Source organism: Hydrocarboniphaga sp., assembly GCF_965279055.1.
Taxonomy (GTDB): domain Bacteria; phylum Pseudomonadota; class Gammaproteobacteria; order Nevskiales; family Nevskiaceae; genus Hydrocarboniphaga.
Genome location: NZ_OZ257125.1, coordinates 3552938 through 3571009, shown reverse-complemented (window position 1 = coordinate 3571009; position 18072 = coordinate 3552938). Strand labels below are relative to the sequence as shown.

Annotated in this window: 13 protein-coding genes; 7 read left to right on the top strand and 6 right to left on the bottom strand. The window is 62.6% G+C overall.

From position 1 onward, the window contains the following. Nucleotides 1-74: 74 nt before the first annotated feature. Nucleotides 75-2309: a DNA/RNA helicase domain-containing protein gene (locus ACQZF9_RS16095; RefSeq protein ID WP_428309975.1), complete on the bottom strand. Its 2235-nt coding sequence runs from the start codon at nt 2307-2309 to the stop codon at nt 75-77. Nucleotides 2310-2894: 585 nt separating this feature from the next. Here ACQZF9_RS16095 and ACQZF9_RS16090 point away from each other — a divergent pair. Then, the gene (locus ACQZF9_RS16090; protein WP_428309522.1) at nt 2895-3884 is read left to right on the top strand and encodes an IS5 family transposase; all 990 of its coding nucleotides are present in this window, start codon (nt 2895-2897) and stop codon (nt 3882-3884) included. A gap of 117 nt (nt 3885-4001) precedes the next feature. On the opposite strand, the gene ACQZF9_RS16085 is transcribed toward ACQZF9_RS16090, so the two are convergent. From ACQZF9_RS16085 to ACQZF9_RS16065, 5 genes are all read right to left on the bottom strand, one after another. Continuing rightward, complete coding sequence (locus ACQZF9_RS16085; RefSeq protein WP_428309974.1) at nt 4002-5057, bottom strand: hypothetical protein; 1056 nt, start codon at nt 5055-5057, stop codon at nt 4002-4004. A 125-nt stretch (nt 5058-5182) separates the two neighbouring features. Then, a complete protein-coding gene (locus tag ACQZF9_RS16080; RefSeq protein WP_428309973.1) occupies nt 5183-6379 on the bottom strand; it encodes a ribonucleotide-diphosphate reductase subunit beta in 1197 nt (398 codons plus the stop codon). Nucleotides 6380-6999: 620 nt separating this feature from the next. Then, entirely contained in the window at nt 7000-7455 is a 456-nt protein-coding gene (locus tag ACQZF9_RS16075; protein ID WP_428309972.1) for a DUF2214 family protein, read from the bottom strand. A gap of 145 nt (nt 7456-7600) precedes the next feature. Next, entirely contained in the window at nt 7601-8356 is a 756-nt protein-coding gene (locus ACQZF9_RS16070) for a class II aldolase/adducin family protein (RefSeq protein WP_428309971.1), read from the bottom strand. 11 nt (nt 8357-8367) lie between these two features. Then, entirely contained in the window at nt 8368-9456 is a 1089-nt protein-coding gene (locus tag ACQZF9_RS16065; RefSeq protein WP_428309970.1) for a substrate-binding domain-containing protein, read from the bottom strand. Nucleotides 9457-9658: 202 nt separating this feature from the next. Between ACQZF9_RS16065 and ACQZF9_RS16060 the strand changes: the two genes are divergently transcribed. The 6 genes from ACQZF9_RS16060 (at nt 9659) to ACQZF9_RS16035 (ending at nt 17835) form a co-directional block, all read left to right on the top strand. Then, on the top strand, nt 9659-11317 hold the full coding sequence (locus ACQZF9_RS16060; protein WP_428309969.1) for an OFA family MFS transporter: 1659 nt from the start codon (nt 9659-9661) through the stop codon (nt 11315-11317). A 163-nt stretch (nt 11318-11480) separates the two neighbouring features. Beyond that, on the top strand, nt 11481-11999 hold the full coding sequence (locus tag ACQZF9_RS16055) for a formate dehydrogenase subunit gamma (protein ID WP_428309968.1): 519 nt from the start codon (nt 11481-11483) through the stop codon (nt 11997-11999). Next, nucleotides 11996-13609: a formate dehydrogenase beta subunit gene (locus tag ACQZF9_RS16050; protein WP_428309967.1), complete on the top strand. Its 1614-nt coding sequence runs from the start codon at nt 11996-11998 to the stop codon at nt 13607-13609. The genes ACQZF9_RS16055 and ACQZF9_RS16050 overlap by 4 nt, the downstream gene beginning before the upstream one ends. A 152-nt stretch (nt 13610-13761) precedes the next feature. Next, the gene (gene fdhF / locus ACQZF9_RS16045; protein ID WP_428309966.1) at nt 13762-16683 is read left to right on the top strand and encodes a formate dehydrogenase subunit alpha; all 2922 of its coding nucleotides are present in this window, start codon (nt 13762-13764) and stop codon (nt 16681-16683) included. A 115-nt stretch (nt 16684-16798) separates the two neighbouring features. Next, nucleotides 16799-17620: a formate dehydrogenase accessory sulfurtransferase FdhD gene (fdhD, locus tag ACQZF9_RS16040; protein ID WP_428309965.1), complete on the top strand. Its 822-nt coding sequence runs from the start codon at nt 16799-16801 to the stop codon at nt 17618-17620. Continuing rightward, on the top strand, nt 17617-17835 hold the full coding sequence (locus ACQZF9_RS16035) for a formate dehydrogenase subunit delta (protein WP_428309964.1): 219 nt from the start codon (nt 17617-17619) through the stop codon (nt 17833-17835). Before fdhD ends, ACQZF9_RS16035 begins: the two co-directional genes overlap by 4 nt. Nucleotides 17836-18072: the final 237 nt, after the last annotated feature.

Genomic DNA, 18072 nt, shown 5'->3' with positions numbered 1-18072 from the left:
TGAAATGTCGCCGAGACGGGAAAGATTACGCGCCACAAGACGAGCTAAAGATGCAGACTAATACCGTGCGTAGCTTAAGTTCGCCCGGTAGCTTTCAGTAAATATTGTCGCGTCTCCTCATCTTCCACATATACGACTAAGCCCCGCATCGGGCGCGTCAGCAAAATGCGGTATGACTGCCAAACTCGATTCAGTAGCGCCCTATGTGCGGGCCCATGTAGATCAGCTTCTTTGGTCGCCAGTTTCTTCGCTCTACTGACCCCAGTTTCGAAGACGAACCTGGGTTGAACGATCCAACGGCTGGTTCTCCAGACTAGATCTTTGCCCCATATAAGGCCGATATAGTCGAAGTCGAATCCGCGAACGGCATAAGGGCATCCGACCTCGCTCAGAGGATCGCGCGCCATCCTTGATCCTTCTTTAGCCTGCACGAACAAGGTGTAGTCACCGGTCTGCGCGGGCACATAGTTCCATGGCTTCTTCCAGATCGCGGGTTGGCCTTGCAACGTCGATTCGATGGCGAAATCCTGTAGCTCGGCGGGCAGTTCATGAGGCTGGGGAGCTTTAGCGGTATTCCATTTGCGGCTATAGCTGGAAAGCAAGCGAACCGAAGCGCCAGATTCCTTATGAGGAAGCAGGAACGCATCGAGCCCGAATGGGCTTTCGACTATCTCGAAAGCCATCGTCGGTCGTGCAAGGTAAGGCTGCGGCCGTGCCTCTCCGATCGCCCCGTGCGTGTCTCTGACGACAAAGTCCTGCAGTTGACCGCGCCATCGTTTTGCAGCTTTGGCAGCGAAGTGCGGGTGGGTATCGCTGCGGATCGTTTCGATCCAATCGGTGTATTCCTTGGAGCCAGCGCAACGAAACTGGGCACCAGAAAGATCTACTTCATCGATGCTCGCGCCCAGTTCTTGAGCCCACAAGCGGATATCGGCAACGGTGGTATTTTCTCGATCGCGATACCCCTGGTCCCGGTCCATGAAGAACACCGCAACCTTCGATGTACGGATGATGTGGTACGCCTGAGGACCTAAGGTTGGTGCAAAGCCGAATTGACCGCGGCCATCCGAATGCTCTGGATTGATGAGTGCGTGGGCTTCGTCGACCAGCGATACCAAGAACGCGTCGTCTTCCGCGCCTGCCTGTAGTGGATGTAGCTGTCTCAGCAGTTGGAGATTGGCTCTCCACGTAACGGCATCCTGAAACAGACCTGCGCCGTGTTTCTTGCGTAGCTTGCCGACTGTCTGCGTCGAAACCGGATGATAGCCCGCCGCCTTTTTGACGATGCCGGCCGCCGCGCTGGTACGCCCGGCACGCTCAACTAGGTGGACCCAATTGCTGTTCTGGCTTGCAGAAGTAGTTGTCAGCACCACGTTGCCAACCTGCAGGGTTCCGTCGGTGACCAAGCTCGCCCAAAGCTTCGCGGCAACGACAGACTTACCCGAGCCTGGAGGTCCATGAACGATCACTACGCGTTTGTTGCCGGTGCCGTCGCGATGATGGACCAACTCACGTAACCGGTCCCGACAGATTAAGAATGCTTTCTCTTGATTGTCCAACAGCACAAACGGGCTGGAGGACGGATCAAGAATCTGTTGCCCGATCTGGCTGACGAAACCCCGATTCTGGACATAACGCCCACGTTCAAAGCGTTCGGCGAATTCTGGTGCTGGGTCCGTAATGAGGCCGGCGGCGAAGGCGGGGAAGCGGCTGGATACATCGTTGGCCGCAGTGGTGAAGATAGGGTGGTTGGTGGTCAGCCGATCGTTGGGCGCGACGAGGTAGGCATCGGCCGCTCCGGATCGGGTGAAGAACACGCAGCCGTTCACCGTCGCGTCCTGGTCGTGGACGGCAGAATGAAAGTTACGGATATACTCCGTATATCCGCGGACTTGCTTGGAAGGATGAAGATAGGTGCTGCCATATCGCAGCATCAGGCCTTCGGTCGGACCTGGCTGGTCCGTTGCAGTGGCCCAGTGCTTCAGTTCCATGATCAATGCAGCGGGACGCCCGTTCTTACTACCTAGCAGGATTAGATCGCACCAAGCCGAGGCGGCAGGCAGCTGATATTCGAGAGAGGTGTGTCCGGCTCCACCGAAGAAGACGTGCAAGGGATCGAGTTCTGGCGCTGACAGTAAATCGGCGGTCGCCGGTAGCGCTGACAGTAAATCGGCGGTCGCCGGTAGCGAACTGCGCCACGCATCGGCTTCCTCTTTGCCCTCCCGTCCAGTGACCTCCTGGAGATCGGCGACGAGGCCGTCCATATCCTCGCGCACACGCTGCTTAAATGCCGCCACGGTCAGTAGCATCGGTTCTCGCCTCAAGGCCCTCACTCAAGTATGCAGTGACGGAGTGGCACATGCTTATGTGATGGGTGGAATCTCAGTAGAGCCTAACGCAAACTGCTGAGCCTCTGATGCGGTATTGGTGGGTCAATCAGAATCAGAGATAGAGCTACCGGCAAAAGGTTTGGCGGCGGTTATCTGTGGTCGCCGCAGCGCAAGTCCAATGGCGCTCGCAACCCCTTTTTCGTAACCCAATACGAGCCTGGCCCCTTTAACCCTCTCCGACGCTACGGTAACAGCCACTCAAACGAAAGACTGGAATGTGGGCACTTTAACTCGAACCTGGCCCCTTTAACTCGCATCTACGCTGTCGTGTTCGGCCTATCGTTTTCTTGTGATGAATCAAGCTGCCATCAAGAAGGTAGAGAGGGGTACGTATGCCTCATTGCCTACAGGGAGCCGGTAAATTTTTGGGATCGGGCCTTGGCAATACGCCTGAGATTCTGCGTCCTTTAAATGTCTTAACCTTAGGGAAGGTCTGAAAAACCCATTGCGAGTGGCGTGATGGTTGCTGCGATCTGTGGCTAGAAAAGAATCGGAGCGGAAGCAATGCAGTTGAGTTTCGGGGACGCGGAGTACGCGGGCAAGCGAAAACGGACACGTCGGGAGATTTTCCTAGCCGAGATGGACCAGGTGGTTCCGTGGAAGCTGCTGCTGTCGCTGATCGAGCCGGTGTATCCGGTGGGCGGCGATGGACGGCCGCCGTATCCGCTGGCGACGATGCTGCGCATTCACCTCATGCAGAACTGGTTCGGATTGTCGGATCCGGCGATGGAAGAGGCGCTGTACGAAGTCGCCTCGATGCGTCAGTTTGCCGGGCTGTCGCTGACGCGGCCGATCCCGGACGAGACCACGATTCTGAATTTCCGACACCTGCTGGAAACGTATGGGTTAGCACTGGAGCTTTTCACCCGGATCAATGCCTACCTGGGGCGCAAAGGCTTGCTGCTCAAGCGCGGCAGCATGGTGGATGCCACGATCATTTCGGCGCCGAGTTCGACCAAGAACGCCGACGGTGAGCGCGATCCCGAGATGCACCAGACCAAGAAAGGCAATCAGTACTTTTTCGGCATGAAGGCGCACATCGGCGCGGACGTGGATTCTGGCTTGGTGCACACCGTGGTGGTAACCGCTGCCAATGAAGCCGACATCGCGGTGGTGGACGAGTTGCTGCACGGCAGGGAGCAAGTAGTCTATGCCGACGCGGGCTACACGGGCGCAGACAAGCGCGTGGTGAGAAAGAAACTGCAGTGGCAGATCGCGGCTCGCTCAAGCCGGATTCGTGCGATGCCGGAAGGCAGTCAAAAGCGCGCGGCTCAGCAGGCGGAATATGCCAAGGCTCGCGTTCGCGCCTTCGTCGAGCATCCGTTTCGCGTAATCAAGCGGCAGTTCGGCTACAACAAGGCGCGCTTCAAGGGCCTGGCGAAAAACACGGCGCAGGTGATGACCCTGTTTGCGCTGTCGAATCTGTGGATGGTGCGAAAGAAATTGCTGTCGATGACGGGGGAATTGCGCCCGCTGATACTCAATGTGGGATGAATTGTCACCGGTAAGCGTCTTTTGATCAGCTCAGGCCGATAAATGAATCAGTCGGCTTCGCAGAAAACAATCATGAAGGCAGCGCCGCAGTCACCGCTTCGACTTTCGGTGAGTTATTCAGAGGTTCCTTAGCTCTTCGATCTCGGCAAGAGTTACGGATAAATTGGCCGCAACAACTGCCGTCCAACTGCCATCCTGTATTGAATAGTAGTCCTCGGCCCGTGGTCCCAGGCGGACCATCTCCGCTTTGACGTTCCGGACTAAAACGTCGAGATAATTCTCATAGTTGTAGTCGAGTGTGGGGACTTTTCTGGTGCGTGCATCGTCCCAAGTACATCTTTCAAGAGATTCGACAATGGAGCGAGTGATGTCCCTCAATTCTTGGTGGCTGACATAGTAGCCACTGGCGGCCGCGTACGCCGCCATCCAGAGCCAGTACTTTTCTGGCGCTGCAGACACATCGATGAATCGCTTAAAAAGTAAAGCTCCCAGCTCTGAAATAACCTCTATGTTCCTGTTTAGGCGCTTCGCCGTGTTGGAGCTTACGTAATCTCCAGTGACATGTATTAAGCGTTTGCTTGAAGAAGTGGTTAGAGCACCATTTCCGATCAGCGCTACGGCGCGTCCGACACCATCAGGTCTGGGTAGTGGAAGGTATCGGGAAGCACTCTGCGGCGAGGTTGTGGCGCCGAATTTCTGAAGGGCTTCCGCAAGCCCGCATTCCACCGCATACAGTTCGCCTAATTCATCGTACTCAAAGGATCGATCAAGAGCCCAGATTGCCAACGAATTTTGAGTGGTGCATATCAAGGCAGAAGGCGCGGGGATCGCCACTCGACTTAGATGCTCGCAAATCGTGGTTAATAGATGTCGCGGCGTACGTATCAAAAGCTTATCGGGAACGTTAAGTTCGACCGTTAAGACGTTTGTTGATGAGACATTTGGGAGAACATCTTTCCCTATGAATGTCGAGCAAGAAATTGCCAGATGCCGCGACGCAGGCACTTGGTTCAAGACCCACTGAGCCTTGTCTGCTGGCAACTTCGTTCTGACAACCTTTTTTTCTACGTCGTATCTGGCCGAGAAATGCCCGTACTGATGTCCTACGACTCCAGAAACGATATGGGAAACTAATTCTTCAGCAGCAAGGTTTTCGGATGTGTCGATGATCATTGGCAGACCCCCAAGAGTTTAAGGACGTGGTGCTCTTTGCGATTCCCATTTCATTTCTCCCTAGTGCTTCTTTGCCAAAGACCATCGACATCAATGATCGGACGAATTTTCTATAAGTTTTTAAATCAATCCCAGTTCAACGCCCCACCAGTCTGATACTCAGTAACCCGCGTCTCGAAGAAGTTCTTCTCCTTCTTCAGATCGATCACCTCGCTCATCCACGGGAACGGGTTCTCGGCGCCCGGGTAGATTTCCTTGAGGCCGATCTGGTTGCAGCGGCGGTTGGCGATGTACTGCATGTATTCGTTGAACATGCTGGCGTTGAGGCCTAGCACGCCGCGCGGCATGGTGTCGTGGGCGTAGCGGATTTCCAGTTCCGTGGCCTCGATGATCATCTTGCGGGCTTCTTCCTGGAACGCGGCGGTCCACAGGTGCGGGTTTTCGATCTTGATCTGGTTGATCACGTCGATGCCAAAGTTCATGTGCATGGCTTCGTCGCGCATGATGTACTGGATCTGCTCGCTGGCGCCGACCATCTTGTTGCGGCGGCCGAAGCTCAGCAGCTGCACGAAGCCGACGTAGAAGAAGATGCCTTCGAACACCACGTAGAACGCGATCATGTCGCGCAGCAGGCGCTGATCCATTTCCGGCGTGCCGGTATGGAAGGTCTCGTCCGCCAGGCTCTGCGTGTACGGCAGGCTCCACGCGGCCTTGTCGTGAATACTCGGCACTTCGCGGTACATGTTGAAGATTTCGGCTTCGTCCAGGCCGAGGCTTTCGATGATGTACTGGTAGGCGTGGGTGTGGATCGCCTCTTCGAACGCCTGACGCAGGATGTACTGGCGGCATTCCGGATTGGTGATGTGCTTGTAGACCGCGAGCACCAGGTTGTTGGCGACCAGGCTGTCGGCGGTGCTGAAGAAGCCCAAGGAGCGCTTGATGATCAGGCGCTCGTCTTCGGTCAGGCCGTTCGGGTCCTGCCACAGCGCGATGTCGGCGCTCATGCCCACTTCCTGCGGCATCCAGTGGTTGTTGCAGGCGGCCAGGTACTTTTCCCAGGCCCACTTGTACTTGAAGGGCACCAGCTGGTTGAGATCGGCGCGGCAGTTGATGATCTTCTTGTCGTCCACCTGGATGCGCTTGGCACCCATGGTGAGGTCTTCCAGGCCGGTGAAGCCGGCTTCCTTGGGCTCGTTGTGCGCGGCCATCAGCACCGGCCCCGGCGTGACGGCAACGGAGGGCGCGGCAGCGGCGACGGCAGCCTTGAGGCTGAGGTCGGCGGGCTTGGCGGCGGCTTGCGGGGCATCATCCCATTCCAGCATGTGTCTTTCCTTGTTGTTTGAAAGCCGCGCCGGCAAAAGCTTGTGTCCTCGTGCTGACGGCGGCTTGGAATCTGTTGGTGGCCCGCTTGTGGCGGGCTCGCCTTATGGTTTTGGCGGGTGCGCGGGGCACCGGCTATGAGGGTCTAGGTTGCTCCCCGGGGCCGGTATCGTCAAGAAGAAAAACCCCTGAAAACACTAGGGCTTGTGGGGGCTGGGATAAGGCGCCACTAAATATAGTGTTTACTCACACTTCCGCCACAGCTTGTCCACAGGGTGTGCAGAACCGGGGGCGTGGCGGTGAAGCGGCGGGCTCGATCCCGGGTTGCACCCGGGCTACGGGGCGGCGAAAGAGGGGGGAGCCCGGAAACGAAAAACCGCCCGACAGGCACATGGCATGGGGGCGGCTAGGGGTACAACCCACTCCCGGCACTTTGCAAGGCCGGGGAGTGGTCCATCGGGCGACTCGAATGATACTCGTCTCTTACGTAATTTGCGCATCCAATTTACAAAAAGCCGCGTAGGCGAATCTCCTACTTTCCCAGGCGGGGAATCGACCCGGCGCGGCGGGGGGCAGCCCGATCCCTCGATTCCCGCCTTTGCAGGAATAACAGCCTCGGCCATCAGCCGAAGCTGCCGACGCCGCGCGCCATCATCGACATGCACACGGCGATCGCCGCGATCAGGCCGAGCTGCAGGTGCACCCATTTGCGCTGCGCCTTCCATTGCTCGGCGCTCGGCAGCGCGCCGCTGCTGTTGGCGGCCTTCTTCCAGCGGATGAAGCGCACGGTCGGTGCGATCGACAGCAGGCCGGCAAGAATGAAGAACGTGATCGCCGCGTGGAACGCGCCGTTGTGGAAGTAATAGGCCGCGCCTTTGCCGCTGTGCATCACGCCGCTGGCGCCGCTGAGCAGCACCAGCACGGCGGCGATTCCATAGCCGGTGTCGGCGCGGGCGATCACGCGTACGTTCTCCACGCTGGGCGTCAGCTTGAGCAGGTACATCTCGGCAGTGACGGTGCCGACCAGCAGAAACACCACGATGTAATGAATCGACGAGCCGATGACGTGCGGCAGCATGGTTGAGTCTCCCTGTCGTGAAGGCGGCCAAGCATGCCCAAAGTTCAGTCGCTGCCGCCACTTCAGCAGTTGTAGGAGCGGATCCTATCCGCGACTGTGCTCTTCAAGATTTCAGTCGCGGACAGGGTCCGCTCCTACAGGCACGCTAGGTGCGGAACGACGGATCGATCCGATCCAGCCGGCGCAGCAGGCCCGGCCACGCCAGCCCGGCGCCCTGGCCGCGCGTCACCGCACGCGCCTGATCCTGCGCGGTGTCGACGATGCTTTGCGGGATGTTCAGCAGCTCGCCGCCGCCGGCCTGCGCACGCACCTGGATCATGCAGGCCGCCTCGAACAGGTACATGGACTGGAACGCGTCGGCGATGCTGCGGCCGACGGTCAGCAGGCCGTGGTTGCGCAGCATCAGAAAATTCTTGTCGCCGATGTCGCGCACCAGCCGCGGCTTTTCGTCATCGAACAGCGCGACCCCTTCGTAGTCGTGATATGCGATCGACGACAGCGCAAAGATCGATTGCTGCGACAGCGGCAGCAGCCCCTGCTTCTGCGCCGACACCGCGATACCGTTCGGCGAATGAATGTGCAGCACGCATTGCGCGTCTTCGCGCGCGGCGTGAATCGCGCTGTGGATGGTGAAGCCGGCCGGGTTGATCGGGTGAGGCGAGTCCGCGACCTTGTTGCCGTGCAGATCGATCTTCACCAGCGACGACGCGGTGATTTCCTCGAACAGGAATCCGTAGGGGTTGATCAGAAAATGGTGATCGCTACCCGGCACCCGCGCCGAGATATGCGTGAACACCAGATCGTCCCAGCCATACCAGGCCACCAGCCGGTAGCAGGCGGCCAGGTCCACGCGCAGCTGCCATTCCTCGGCGCTGATCGCGCCCGGTTTCGTCTCGTTCATTGCATCGCTCCTCAGCGCGCCGGTTTTTTATCGAAGTCGGGAAAAGCCTCGGCGATCGTCATCACCGTGCCCGACTGCATGCCATCGTAGCCGGCGAGCGCGTTGATCGCGGCCTTGAACTCGGCGCTGCGCAAGCTTGCGAGCACCCGCGTCATGGTCGCGGTTTCCAGGAACTCGCTGCTGCAGGCAAAGAAGTAACGCTCGGTCGCCAGCGGGATGAAGTCCAGGCCGAAGCGCTGCGCCGGCGTCTCCACGCCGAAGCCGGCATCGGCCATGCCGCTGGCAACGAAGGCAGCGACCGCGGCGTGCGTGTATTCGCCGGTGTCGTAACCGTCGATGCGATGCGGGTCGAGCTTCTGCTGCCGCAACAAAAGGTCGAGCAGCACGCGCGTGCCGGAGCCGAGCTGGCGGTTGACGAAGCGCACGTCGCTGCGCACCAGATCGGCCAGGCCCTGAATGTGTTTTGGGTTGCCGCGCGCAACCATCAACCCCTGCCGCCGCGTCGCCAGCCAGATCAGCTGGCGCGTCGGAGCGAGTAGCCAGTCGCGGTAGTGCTCCAGCGCCTGCCCCTGGAATTCGCCGAGCGGAATATGAAAGCCGGCGACGTCGCAGGCGCCAGCGTCGAGCGCCGACAGCGCCTCGTAGCTGCTGCGATATTTCAGGTCCAGCGGAATCTGCTGGCGGGCGAACCAGTCGCGCAGCAGCTCCACCGCAAAGCCGTGGCTGGCCTGCATGCGCAGGATGCCCTGAGCGTCGCTGAGCGCACGCTCCAGCTCGACTTCCAGCTCCGAGGCGAGGCTGTCGAAGATCGGCGACAGGCGCGCGGCGATGCGCTTGTCGGCCCAGACCAGCTTCTCGCCCAGCGGCGTCAGCACCGCACCGCGGCCGCGGCGGCTCTCCACCAGCGGCACGCCGAAGGCCTGATGGCCTTCCTGCAGGATGCCCCAGGCGTAGCGGTACGACAGCTTCATGCGCGCGCAGGCGCCGGCCAGCGTGCCGGTTTCGTGAATGCCGATCAGCAGCTCGACCACGCGCGGCAGCAGGTGACGCTCGTCGCCACGGGCCAGCTGCCACTGCGGTTTGATCGACAGCTTGAACATGCTTTCAATGCCCGGAAGTGAGGGAACATAGGAACAATAAAGCCGATTAAACCGGATCGCCAGCACCGATTGTTCAGCCTGAAAGGCATTCAATGCTAGCTTGTTGCGACCAAAGTCTAGTCAACCTGCGCCGGAAAATATGCTCTAGTCAACCGAAAGACCTTGCCAAAGAGCCAGGCCGACCACGAGCGAGGAGATCAGCATGGCCAGCGTTGCAACTGCCAGCCCACAAGACGTCCCATCCGCACCCGCCTTCCTGTCCAAGGAGCGCACCATCGCCGGCCCCGGCTTCAGCCGCTGGCTGGTGCCGCCGGCGGCGCTGTGCATACACCTGTGCATCGGCATGGCCTATGGCTTCTCGGTGTTCTGGCTGCCGCTGTCGAAAGCCGTCGGCATCACCCAGCCCGTCGATTGCCCGGCGGACGCCGGATTCTTCAGCCTGCTGTTCGCCACCGGCTGCGACTGGAAGATCAGCCAGCTCGGCTGGATGTACACCCTGTTCTTCGTGTTTCTCGGGTGCTCGGCGGCGATCTGGGGCGGCTGGCTGGAGCGCGCCGGGCCGCGCAAGGCCGGCGTCGTCAGCGCGTTCTGCTGGTGCGGCGGCCTGGTGATCTCGGCGCTCGGCGTCTACACCCACCAGATCACGCTGATGTGGCTGGGCTCGGGCGTGATCGGCGGCATCGGCCTGGGCCTGGGCTACATCTCGCCGGTGTCGACGCTGATCAAGTGGTTCCCGGATCGTCGCGGCATGGCCACCGGCATGGCGATCATGGGTTTCGGCGGCGGCGCGATGATCGGCGCGCCGCTGGCGGACCGGCTGATGACGCATTACGCCAGCGCGACATCGGTCGGCGTTTGGCAGACCTTCCTGACGCTGGCCGCGATCTACTTCGTGTTCATGATCGCCGGCGCGCTCGCGTACCGCGTGCCGCCGCGCGGCTGGCAACCGGCGGGCTGGACGCCGCCGGCCGATGCGGGCGCCAACACGATGATCAGCGCGCGCCAGGTGCATTTGCGCAACGCGCATAAAACGCCGCAGTTCTGGCTGATCTGGGGCGTGTTGTGCCTGAACGTCAGCGCCGGCATCGGCGTCATCGGCATGGCCTCGCCGATGCTGCAGGAAGTGTTCGGCGGCCGGCTGATCGGCAGCGCCGCCGGCATCAACGACCTGGACGCTGCGCAAAAAATGCAGATCGCCGCGATCGCCGCCGGGTTCACCGGCCTGCTCAGCCTGTTCAACATCGGCGGCCGGTTCTTCTGGGCCTCGCTGTCGGATCGCATCGGCCGCAAGGCGACTTACTTCGTGTTCTTTGCGCTCGGCATCGCGCTCTACTCGGCCGCGCCGTCGGCCGGCCATGCTGGCAGCATCGCGCTGTTCGTCGGCCTGTTCTGCATCATTCTGTCGATGTACGGCGGCGGCTTTGCGACCGTGCCGGCCTATCTGGCCGACATGTTCGGCACGCAGTTCGTCGGCGCGATCCACGGCCGCCTGCTCACCGCCTGGGCCACCGCCGGCATTCTCGGCCCGGTGCTGGTCAACTACATCCGCGAATACCAGCTCGCCCAAGGCGTCGCCAAGGCGCAGGCCTACGACACGACGATGCTGATCCTCGCCGGCCTGCTGGTGCTGGGCCTGGTCTGCAACCTGCTGATCAGGCCGGTCGCCGCGAAATGGCACATGAGCGAGGCCGAAGTCGAGGCGGCGCGCAGCGCCGCGCATGAAGACAAGGCGGCGGCTGCCGTTGCGACATCGCCGGCTTCATCGAGCATCGCCGTGCCGCTGGCCTGGCTCGCGGTCGGCGTTCCGCTGGCCTGGGGCGTGTGGGTCACGCTGCAAAAAGCGGCGGTGCTGTTCAAGTGAATATTTTCGCCCGATGCCTTGTTTGTCTCCTTCCCCCGCGAGCGGGGGAAGGTTGGGATGGGGGCGCGACGATAAAGAGCCGAGCCGCGACGAACGCCCCCACCCTAAGCCTCCCCCGCAGGCGGGGGAGGGAATCAACTCTTTCCGCCCTCTGGAACCCCACATGAAAGCGCGTCGCATCATTCCGATCCAGCCCGAGCCCGGCTCCGCACTGCCGCCCGAGCAACGCGCCGCGGTGCGCGCCGCCGTCGCGGCCCATAAAGAGCAACAAGGCGCCCTGCTGCCGGTGCTGCACGCTGTGCAGGATGCGCTCGGCTATGTGCCGAAAGACGCGGTCGCGCTGATCGCCTACGAGCTGAACCTGTCGCGCGCCGAGGTGCATGGCGTGGTCACGTTCTATCACTACTTTCGCGAGCACAAGCCCGGCCGCCACGTACTGCAGTTGTGTCGCGCCGAAGCCTGCCAGGCCGTCGGCGCGGTGGAACTCGAGGCGCACGCCAAGCAGGCGCTGGCGATCGATTTCCACGGCACCACCGCGGACGGCGCGGTCACGCTGGAGCCGGTGTATTGCCTCGGCAACTGCGCGCTCGGTCCGTCGGTCATGCTCGGCGACAAGCTCCGCGGCCGCGTCACGCCGCAGCGCTTCGACGCGCTGGTGGCGCAGGCGAGGGCAAGCGCATGAGCGCGATCCGCATCTACGTGCCGGGCGATGCGTCGGCGATCGCGGTCGGCGCCGATGAAACCGCGGCTGCGATTCTCACCGAGGCCGCTTTGCGCGGCGTCGCCGTGAAGCTGATCCGCAACGGCTCGCGCGGCATGCTGTGGCGCGAGCCGCTGGTCGAGGTCGAGACCGCGCAAGGCCGTATCGCATATGGCCCGGTGATGGAAGAAGACGTGGCTTCGCTGTTCGACGCGGAGTTCATCGAAGGCGGTGCGCATGCGCTGCATTTGGGGCTGACCGAAGAACTGCCGTATCTGAAGCGCCAGCAGCGGCTGAGTTTCGAGCGAGTCGGCGTGATCGATCCGGTCGATCTCGACGATTATCTGGCACATGGCGGCTATCGCGGCCTGGACAGCGCGCTGCTGATGGAGCCCGGCGCGATCGTGATGGCGGTCAGCGAGTCGGGCCTGCGCGGCCGCGGCGGCGCGGCATTTCCGACCGGCATCAAGTGGAAAACAGTCCTGGACGCGCAAGGCGCGTCGGCGGTCCACGATACGCAGGGCACGCAGAAGTACATCGTCTGCAACGCAGACGAAGGCGACTCGGGCACATTCTCGGATCGCATGCTGATGGAAGGCGATCCGTTCACGCTGATCGAGGGCATGACCATCGCCGGCCTCGCGGTCGGCGCGACGCGTGGTTACATCTACCTGCGCTGCGAATATCCGCACGCGCATCGTGCGCTAAACGCGGCGATCACGACGGCGAAAGCGCGCGGCTATCTCGGTAGCGATATTCGCAGCAGCGGCAAGGCATTCGAACTCGAAGTACGGCTCGGCGCAGGCGCCTACATCTGCGGCGAAGAAACCGCGCTGCTGGAATCGATCGAAGGCCGTCGCGGACAGATCCGCTTCAAGCCGCCGCTGCCGGCGATCAAGGGCCTGTTCGGCCAGCCGACGGTGATCAACAACGTGATCACGTTCGCCTCGGTGCCGATCATCCTGGCGCGCGGCGCCGAGCACTACAGGAACTTCGGCATGGGCCGCTCGCGCGGCACCTTGCCGATCCAGCTTGCCGGCAACATCAAACACGGTGGGCTCGTTGAACTCGCGTTTGGCGCGACGCTGCGCGAACTGCTCTACGACTACGGCGGCGGCACGCTCAGCGGCCGGCCGATACGCGCGGTGCAGGTCGGCGGCCCGCTGGGCGCCTACCTGCCGGAGTCCACGTTCGACACGCCGCTGGATTACGAAGCCTTTGCCGCGATCAAGGCGATGCTCGGCCACGGCGGCATCGTCGTGTTCGACGACACCGTCGACATGGCGGCGCAGGCGCGTTACGCGATGGAGTTCTGCGCCGTCGAATCCTGCGGTAAATGCACGCCCTGCCGCATCGGCTCGACGCGCGGCGTCGAAGTCATCGACCGCCTGTGCAGCGGCCTGGATTCGCCGAAGCAGGAAGCGCTGCTGCGCGATCTGTGCGAGACGATGACTTTCGGCTCGCTGTGCGCGCTCGGCGGCCTGACACCGTATCCGGTGCTGTCGGCGCTGGATCATTTTCCCGAAGATTTTCGGCGTTTTTCTCCCTCCCCTGCGCAGCTGGGGAGGGCCGGGGTGGGGGCGGCAGCTTGAGCACCATGCAATACACGTTTTGTCTTCTTCCCCCGCGTGCGGGGGAAGGCCGGGATGGGGGCGTGACGAGCCGAGCTTCGCTGCGCCGTCTCGCCCCCACCCTAACCCTCCCCCGCAGGCGGGGGAGGGAATTCCGTATGGAGGATTGAGTCATGTTATCGATCGTCGAAAAGGATTTTGGAACGCCGGCGCCGCGCCCGGCACGGCTATGGAAAAATGTCGGCCTGCGCACCGGCGGCAACGAGGCGCCCGATACCAAGCTGATCACGCTGAGCATCGACGGCCGCGAAATCAGCGTCGCCGAAGGCACCTCGGTGATGCGCGCTGCTGCGCTCAACGACATCAACATCCCGAAGCTGTGCGCGACCGAAACCCTGGACGCGTTCGGCTCCTGTCGCCTGTGCCTGGTGCAGATCGACGGCGTGCGCGGTTATCCGGCCTCGTGCACGACGCCGGTCGCGGCGGGCATGAAAGTCACCACGCAGAACGCCAAGCTCGCCGAGTTGCGGCGCGGCGTGATGGAGCTGTACATCTCCGATCACCCGCTGGATTGCCTGACTTGCCCCGCGAACGGCCACTGCGAGCTGCAGGACATGGCCGGCGCGGTCGGCCTGCGCGAAGTGCGCTATGGCTATGACGGCGACAACCACGTCTACGCCAGGCGCGACGGCGAAGCCAACCCGCGCTTCGCGCCGAAGGACGAATCCAACCCGTATTTCACTTTCGACCCGAGCAAGTGCATCGTCTGCTCGCGCTGCGTGCGCGCCTGCGACGAGCAGCAGGGTACGCTGGCGCTGACGATCCAGGGCCGCGGCTTCGACTCCAAAGTGTCGGCCAGCCAGGCCGAAGATTTTCTCGATTCGGAATGCGTGTCCTGCGGCGCCTGCGTGCAGGCCTGCCCGACCGCGACCTTGTCCGAGAAATCGCTGATCAGCATGGGCCAGGCCGAGCACAGCGTGACCACGACCTGCGCCTACTGCGGCGTCGGCTGCAGCTTCCGCGCCGAGATGAAGGGCGAGGAAGTGGTGCGCATGGTGCCGAACAAGGACGGCCATGCGAACCACGGCCATAGCTGCGTCAAGGGCCGTTTCGCGATCGGCTACGCGACGCACAGCGACCGCATCTACAAGCCGATGATCCGCGCCAAGATCAGCGACCCCTGGCGCGAAGTGAGCTGGGAGGAGGCGATCGGCTATGCCGCCTCCGAGTTCAAGCGCATCCAGGCCAAGTACGGCCGCGATTCCATCGGCGGCATCACCTCGTCGCGCTGCACCAATGAAGAAACCTATCTGGTGCAGAAGCTGGTGCGCGCGGCGTTCGGCAACAACAATGTCGACACCTGCGCGCGCGTCTGCCATTCGCCGACCGGTTACGGGCTGAAGCAGACGCTCGGCGAATCCGCCGGCACGCAGAACTTCGATTCGGTGATGCAGGCCGACGTGATCATGGTGATCGGCGCCAATCCCACCGATGGCCATCCGGTGTTCGCCTCTCAGATGAAGCGCCGTCTGCGCGAAGGCGCCAAGCTGATCGTCGCCGACCCGCGCCGCATCGACCTGGTTCGCACGCCGCACATCGAAGCCAGCCAGCATCTGAAGCTGCGCCCCGGCACGAACGTCGCGCTGATCAACTCGCTGGCGCACGTCGTCGTCAGCGAGGGCCTGGTGAAAGAAGACTTCGTGCGCGCGCGCTGCGACACCGAGTCCTTCGACAAATGGCGCCGCTTCGTCGGCGACGAGCGCCATGCGCCGGAGGCGATGGAAGCGGTCACCGGTGTGCCGGCGGCCCAGGTGCGCGCCGCCGCTCGGCTGTATGCGACCGGCGGCAACGGCGCCATCTATTACGGCCTCGGCGTCACCGAACACAGCCAGGGCTCGACGATGGTGATGGGCATCGCCAACCTGGCGATGGCCACCGGCAACATCGGCCGCGAAGGCGTCGGCGTCAATCCGCTGCGCGGCCAGAACAACGTGCAGGGTTCCTGCGACATGGGCTCGTTTCCGCACGAGTTTCCCGGCTATCGCCACGTGTCCGACGACGCGACGCGCGATCTGCTCGAAAACGCCTGGGGCGCGAAGCTGCTCAACGAACCCGGGCTGCGCATCCCGAACATGTTCGAGGCGGCGCTGGACGGTGAATTCCTTGGCCTGTACATCGAGGGAGAAGACATCGCGCAGTCCGATCCGAACACCCAGCACGTGACCGCGGCGCTGACGGCGATGGAATGCATCGTCGTACAGGACCTGTTTCTGAACGAGTCCGCCAAGTTTGCGCATGTGTTCCTGCCGGGCTCGTCGTTCCTGGAAAAAGACGGCACCTTCACCAATGCCGAGCGCCGCATCTCGCGCGTGCGCAAGGTGATGAAGCCGAAGTCCGGCTATGCCGACTGGGAGATCACGCAGCTGCTGTCGAACGCGATGGGCTATCCGATGAACTACTCGCATCCGTCCGAGATCATGGACGAGATCGCCGCGCTGACGCCGACCTTCACCGGCGTCAGCTTCAAGCGGCTGGACGAACTCGGCAGCGTGCAGTGGCCGTGCAACGAGCAGCATCCGCTGGGCACGCCGACGATGCATATCGACGAATTCGTGCGCGGCAAGGGCCGCTTCATGGTCACCGAATACGTGCCGACCAGCGAGAAGGTCAACGCAAAATTCCCGCTGATCCTGACCACCGGCCGCATCCTGTCGCAGTACAACGTCGGCGCGCAGACGCGGCGCACCGAGAATGTGGCCTGGCACAGCGAAGATCGGCTCGAGCTGCATCCGAGCGACGCGGAAACGCGTGGCATCGTCGACGGCGACTGGTGCGGCGTCGCCAGCCGCGCCGGTGAAACCGTGCTGCGCGCGCGCGTCACCGAGCGTGTACAGCCGGGCGTGGTCTACACCACGTTCCATTTCCCGGAATCCGGCGCCAACGTGATCACCACCGACAACTCCGACTGGGCCACCAACTGCCCCGAGTACAAGGTCACCGCGGTCGAAGTCACGCGCGTCAGCCAGCCCTCGGAATGGCAGAAGCGCTATCGCGAATTTTCGCAGCGCCAGCAGGAGTTGCTCGATGCGCGCTAGAAGCCTTTCTCCCTCCCCTGCGCAGCGGGGGAGGCCCGGGGTGGGGGCGGACGAATTGAGCGACGCTCCGCATTCGCGCCCCCACCCCAACCCTCCCCCGCAAGCGTGGGAGGGAGTGGTCAAGCGCCGCGTGCGCCGCATCGTCGGCCGCGAGGTGGTGGAGCGTATCGACGGCATCGCCGAGGAAACCGCGGTCGCTCTGGTCTACAACGGCGAGCCGCATGCGGTGATGATGGCGACGCCGCTGGATCTCGAAGACTTCGCGCTCGGCTTTTCGCTGAGCGAAGGCATCATCGCCGACGCCGCCGAGTTGCTCGACGTGCAGACGATCGCGCTGGAGCAGGGCGTGCAGCTGTCGCTACGGATTCCGCCGCAGCGACACGAAGCGCTGATGCAGCGGCCGCGCGGGCTCGAAGGCCGCAGCGGCTGCGGTGTCTGCGGAACGCGGCATATCGCCGACGTGCTGCGCGCACCGCGCCATGCGGCGGCCGGTTTCGTCGTCGAGCCGGTGGCGCTGCGTCGCGCCCTGGGCGAGCTGCGCGAGCAACAGCCGCTGAATGCGCTGACCGGCGCGGTTCACGCCGCCGCCTGGGCGACGCCGGATGGCGCGATCCAGCTGCTGCGCGAAGATGTGGGCCGCCACAATGCGCTGGACAAGCTGATCGGCGCACTGGCGCGTGAGCACCGCCAGGCTTCACACGGCTTTGCCGTGCTGACCAGCCGCGCCAGTTACGAAATGGTGCTGAAATCGGCCAGCGCCGGCATTGCGCTAGTGGTGGCGATCTCGGCGCCGACCTCGCTGGCGATCGACCTCGCCGACGAGGCCGGCATCACGCTGGTCGGTTTCGCGCGCGACGATCGCTGCACCGTCTACACGCGGCCGGCGCGAGTGCACAGCGCCGCAGTCAATGTGGTCAAGCCGGAGCCATCGCGGTGAGCGCTGCGTCATCGCCGGATCATCTGGTGCAGATGGTTAACGACATCGCCAGCTTTTTCGCCGCCGAGCCGGATCAGGAGGCTGCGATTGCCGGCATCGAAAATCATTTACGCAAATTCTGGGACCCGCGCATGCGCCGCAAGCTGATCGCCTATGCGCAGGGCGGTGGCAGCGGCATCGCGCCCGGCGCGCGGGCCGCCATCGCCCGACTCTAGCCTGGCCCAGGATGGCCGGGCTGGCAAAACCGTTCGGCCGCACACGCCACACTTGGCAGCGCGGCCGTGTGTCTTCATGGCTCCACTGCGTCACGTCCCGATCGTGACGATGTTGCGCATCGCTGCGTAATAACAAGCTCCAACAAGCACTTGTGTCGCGCATCGCGCGTGGGCACAGGCGTTGCTCGATGCCCCGTAGCTGCCGAGGTGCACAGGAGAAACGGCAGCGGGACGTAG

Bases quoted from the DNA above. Each gene is read 5' to 3' on its own strand.
- ACQZF9_RS16095 (WP_428309975.1), bottom strand. From the start codon at position 2,309: ATGCTACTGACCGTGGCGGCATTTAAGCAGCGTGTGCGCGAGGATATG.
- ACQZF9_RS16090 (WP_428309522.1), top strand. From the start codon at position 2,895: ATGCAGTTGAGTTTCGGGGACGCGGAGTACGCGGGCAAGCGAAAACGG.
- ACQZF9_RS16085 (WP_428309974.1), bottom strand. From the start codon at position 5,057: ATGATCATCGACACATCCGAAAACCTTGCTGCTGAAGAATTAGTTTCC.
- ACQZF9_RS16080 (WP_428309973.1), bottom strand. From the start codon at position 6,379: ATGCTGGAATGGGATGATGCCCCGCAAGCCGCCGCCAAGCCCGCCGAC.
- ACQZF9_RS16060 (WP_428309969.1), top strand. From the start codon at position 9,659: ATGGCCAGCGTTGCAACTGCCAGCCCACAAGACGTCCCATCCGCACCC.
- ACQZF9_RS16075 (WP_428309972.1), bottom strand. From the start codon at position 7,455: ATGCTGCCGCACGTCATCGGCTCGTCGATTCATTACATCGTGGTGTTT.
- ACQZF9_RS16050 (WP_428309967.1), top strand. From the start codon at position 11,996: ATGAGCGCGATCCGCATCTACGTGCCGGGCGATGCGTCGGCGATCGCG.
- ACQZF9_RS16065 (WP_428309970.1), bottom strand. From the start codon at position 9,456: ATGTTCAAGCTGTCGATCAAACCGCAGTGGCAGCTGGCCCGTGGCGAC.
- ACQZF9_RS16070 (WP_428309971.1), bottom strand. From the start codon at position 8,356: ATGAACGAGACGAAACCGGGCGCGATCAGCGCCGAGGAATGGCAGCTG.
- fdhF (WP_428309966.1), top strand. From the start codon at position 13,762: ATGTTATCGATCGTCGAAAAGGATTTTGGAACGCCGGCGCCGCGCCCG.
- ACQZF9_RS16055 (WP_428309968.1), top strand. From the start codon at position 11,481: ATGAAAGCGCGTCGCATCATTCCGATCCAGCCCGAGCCCGGCTCCGCA.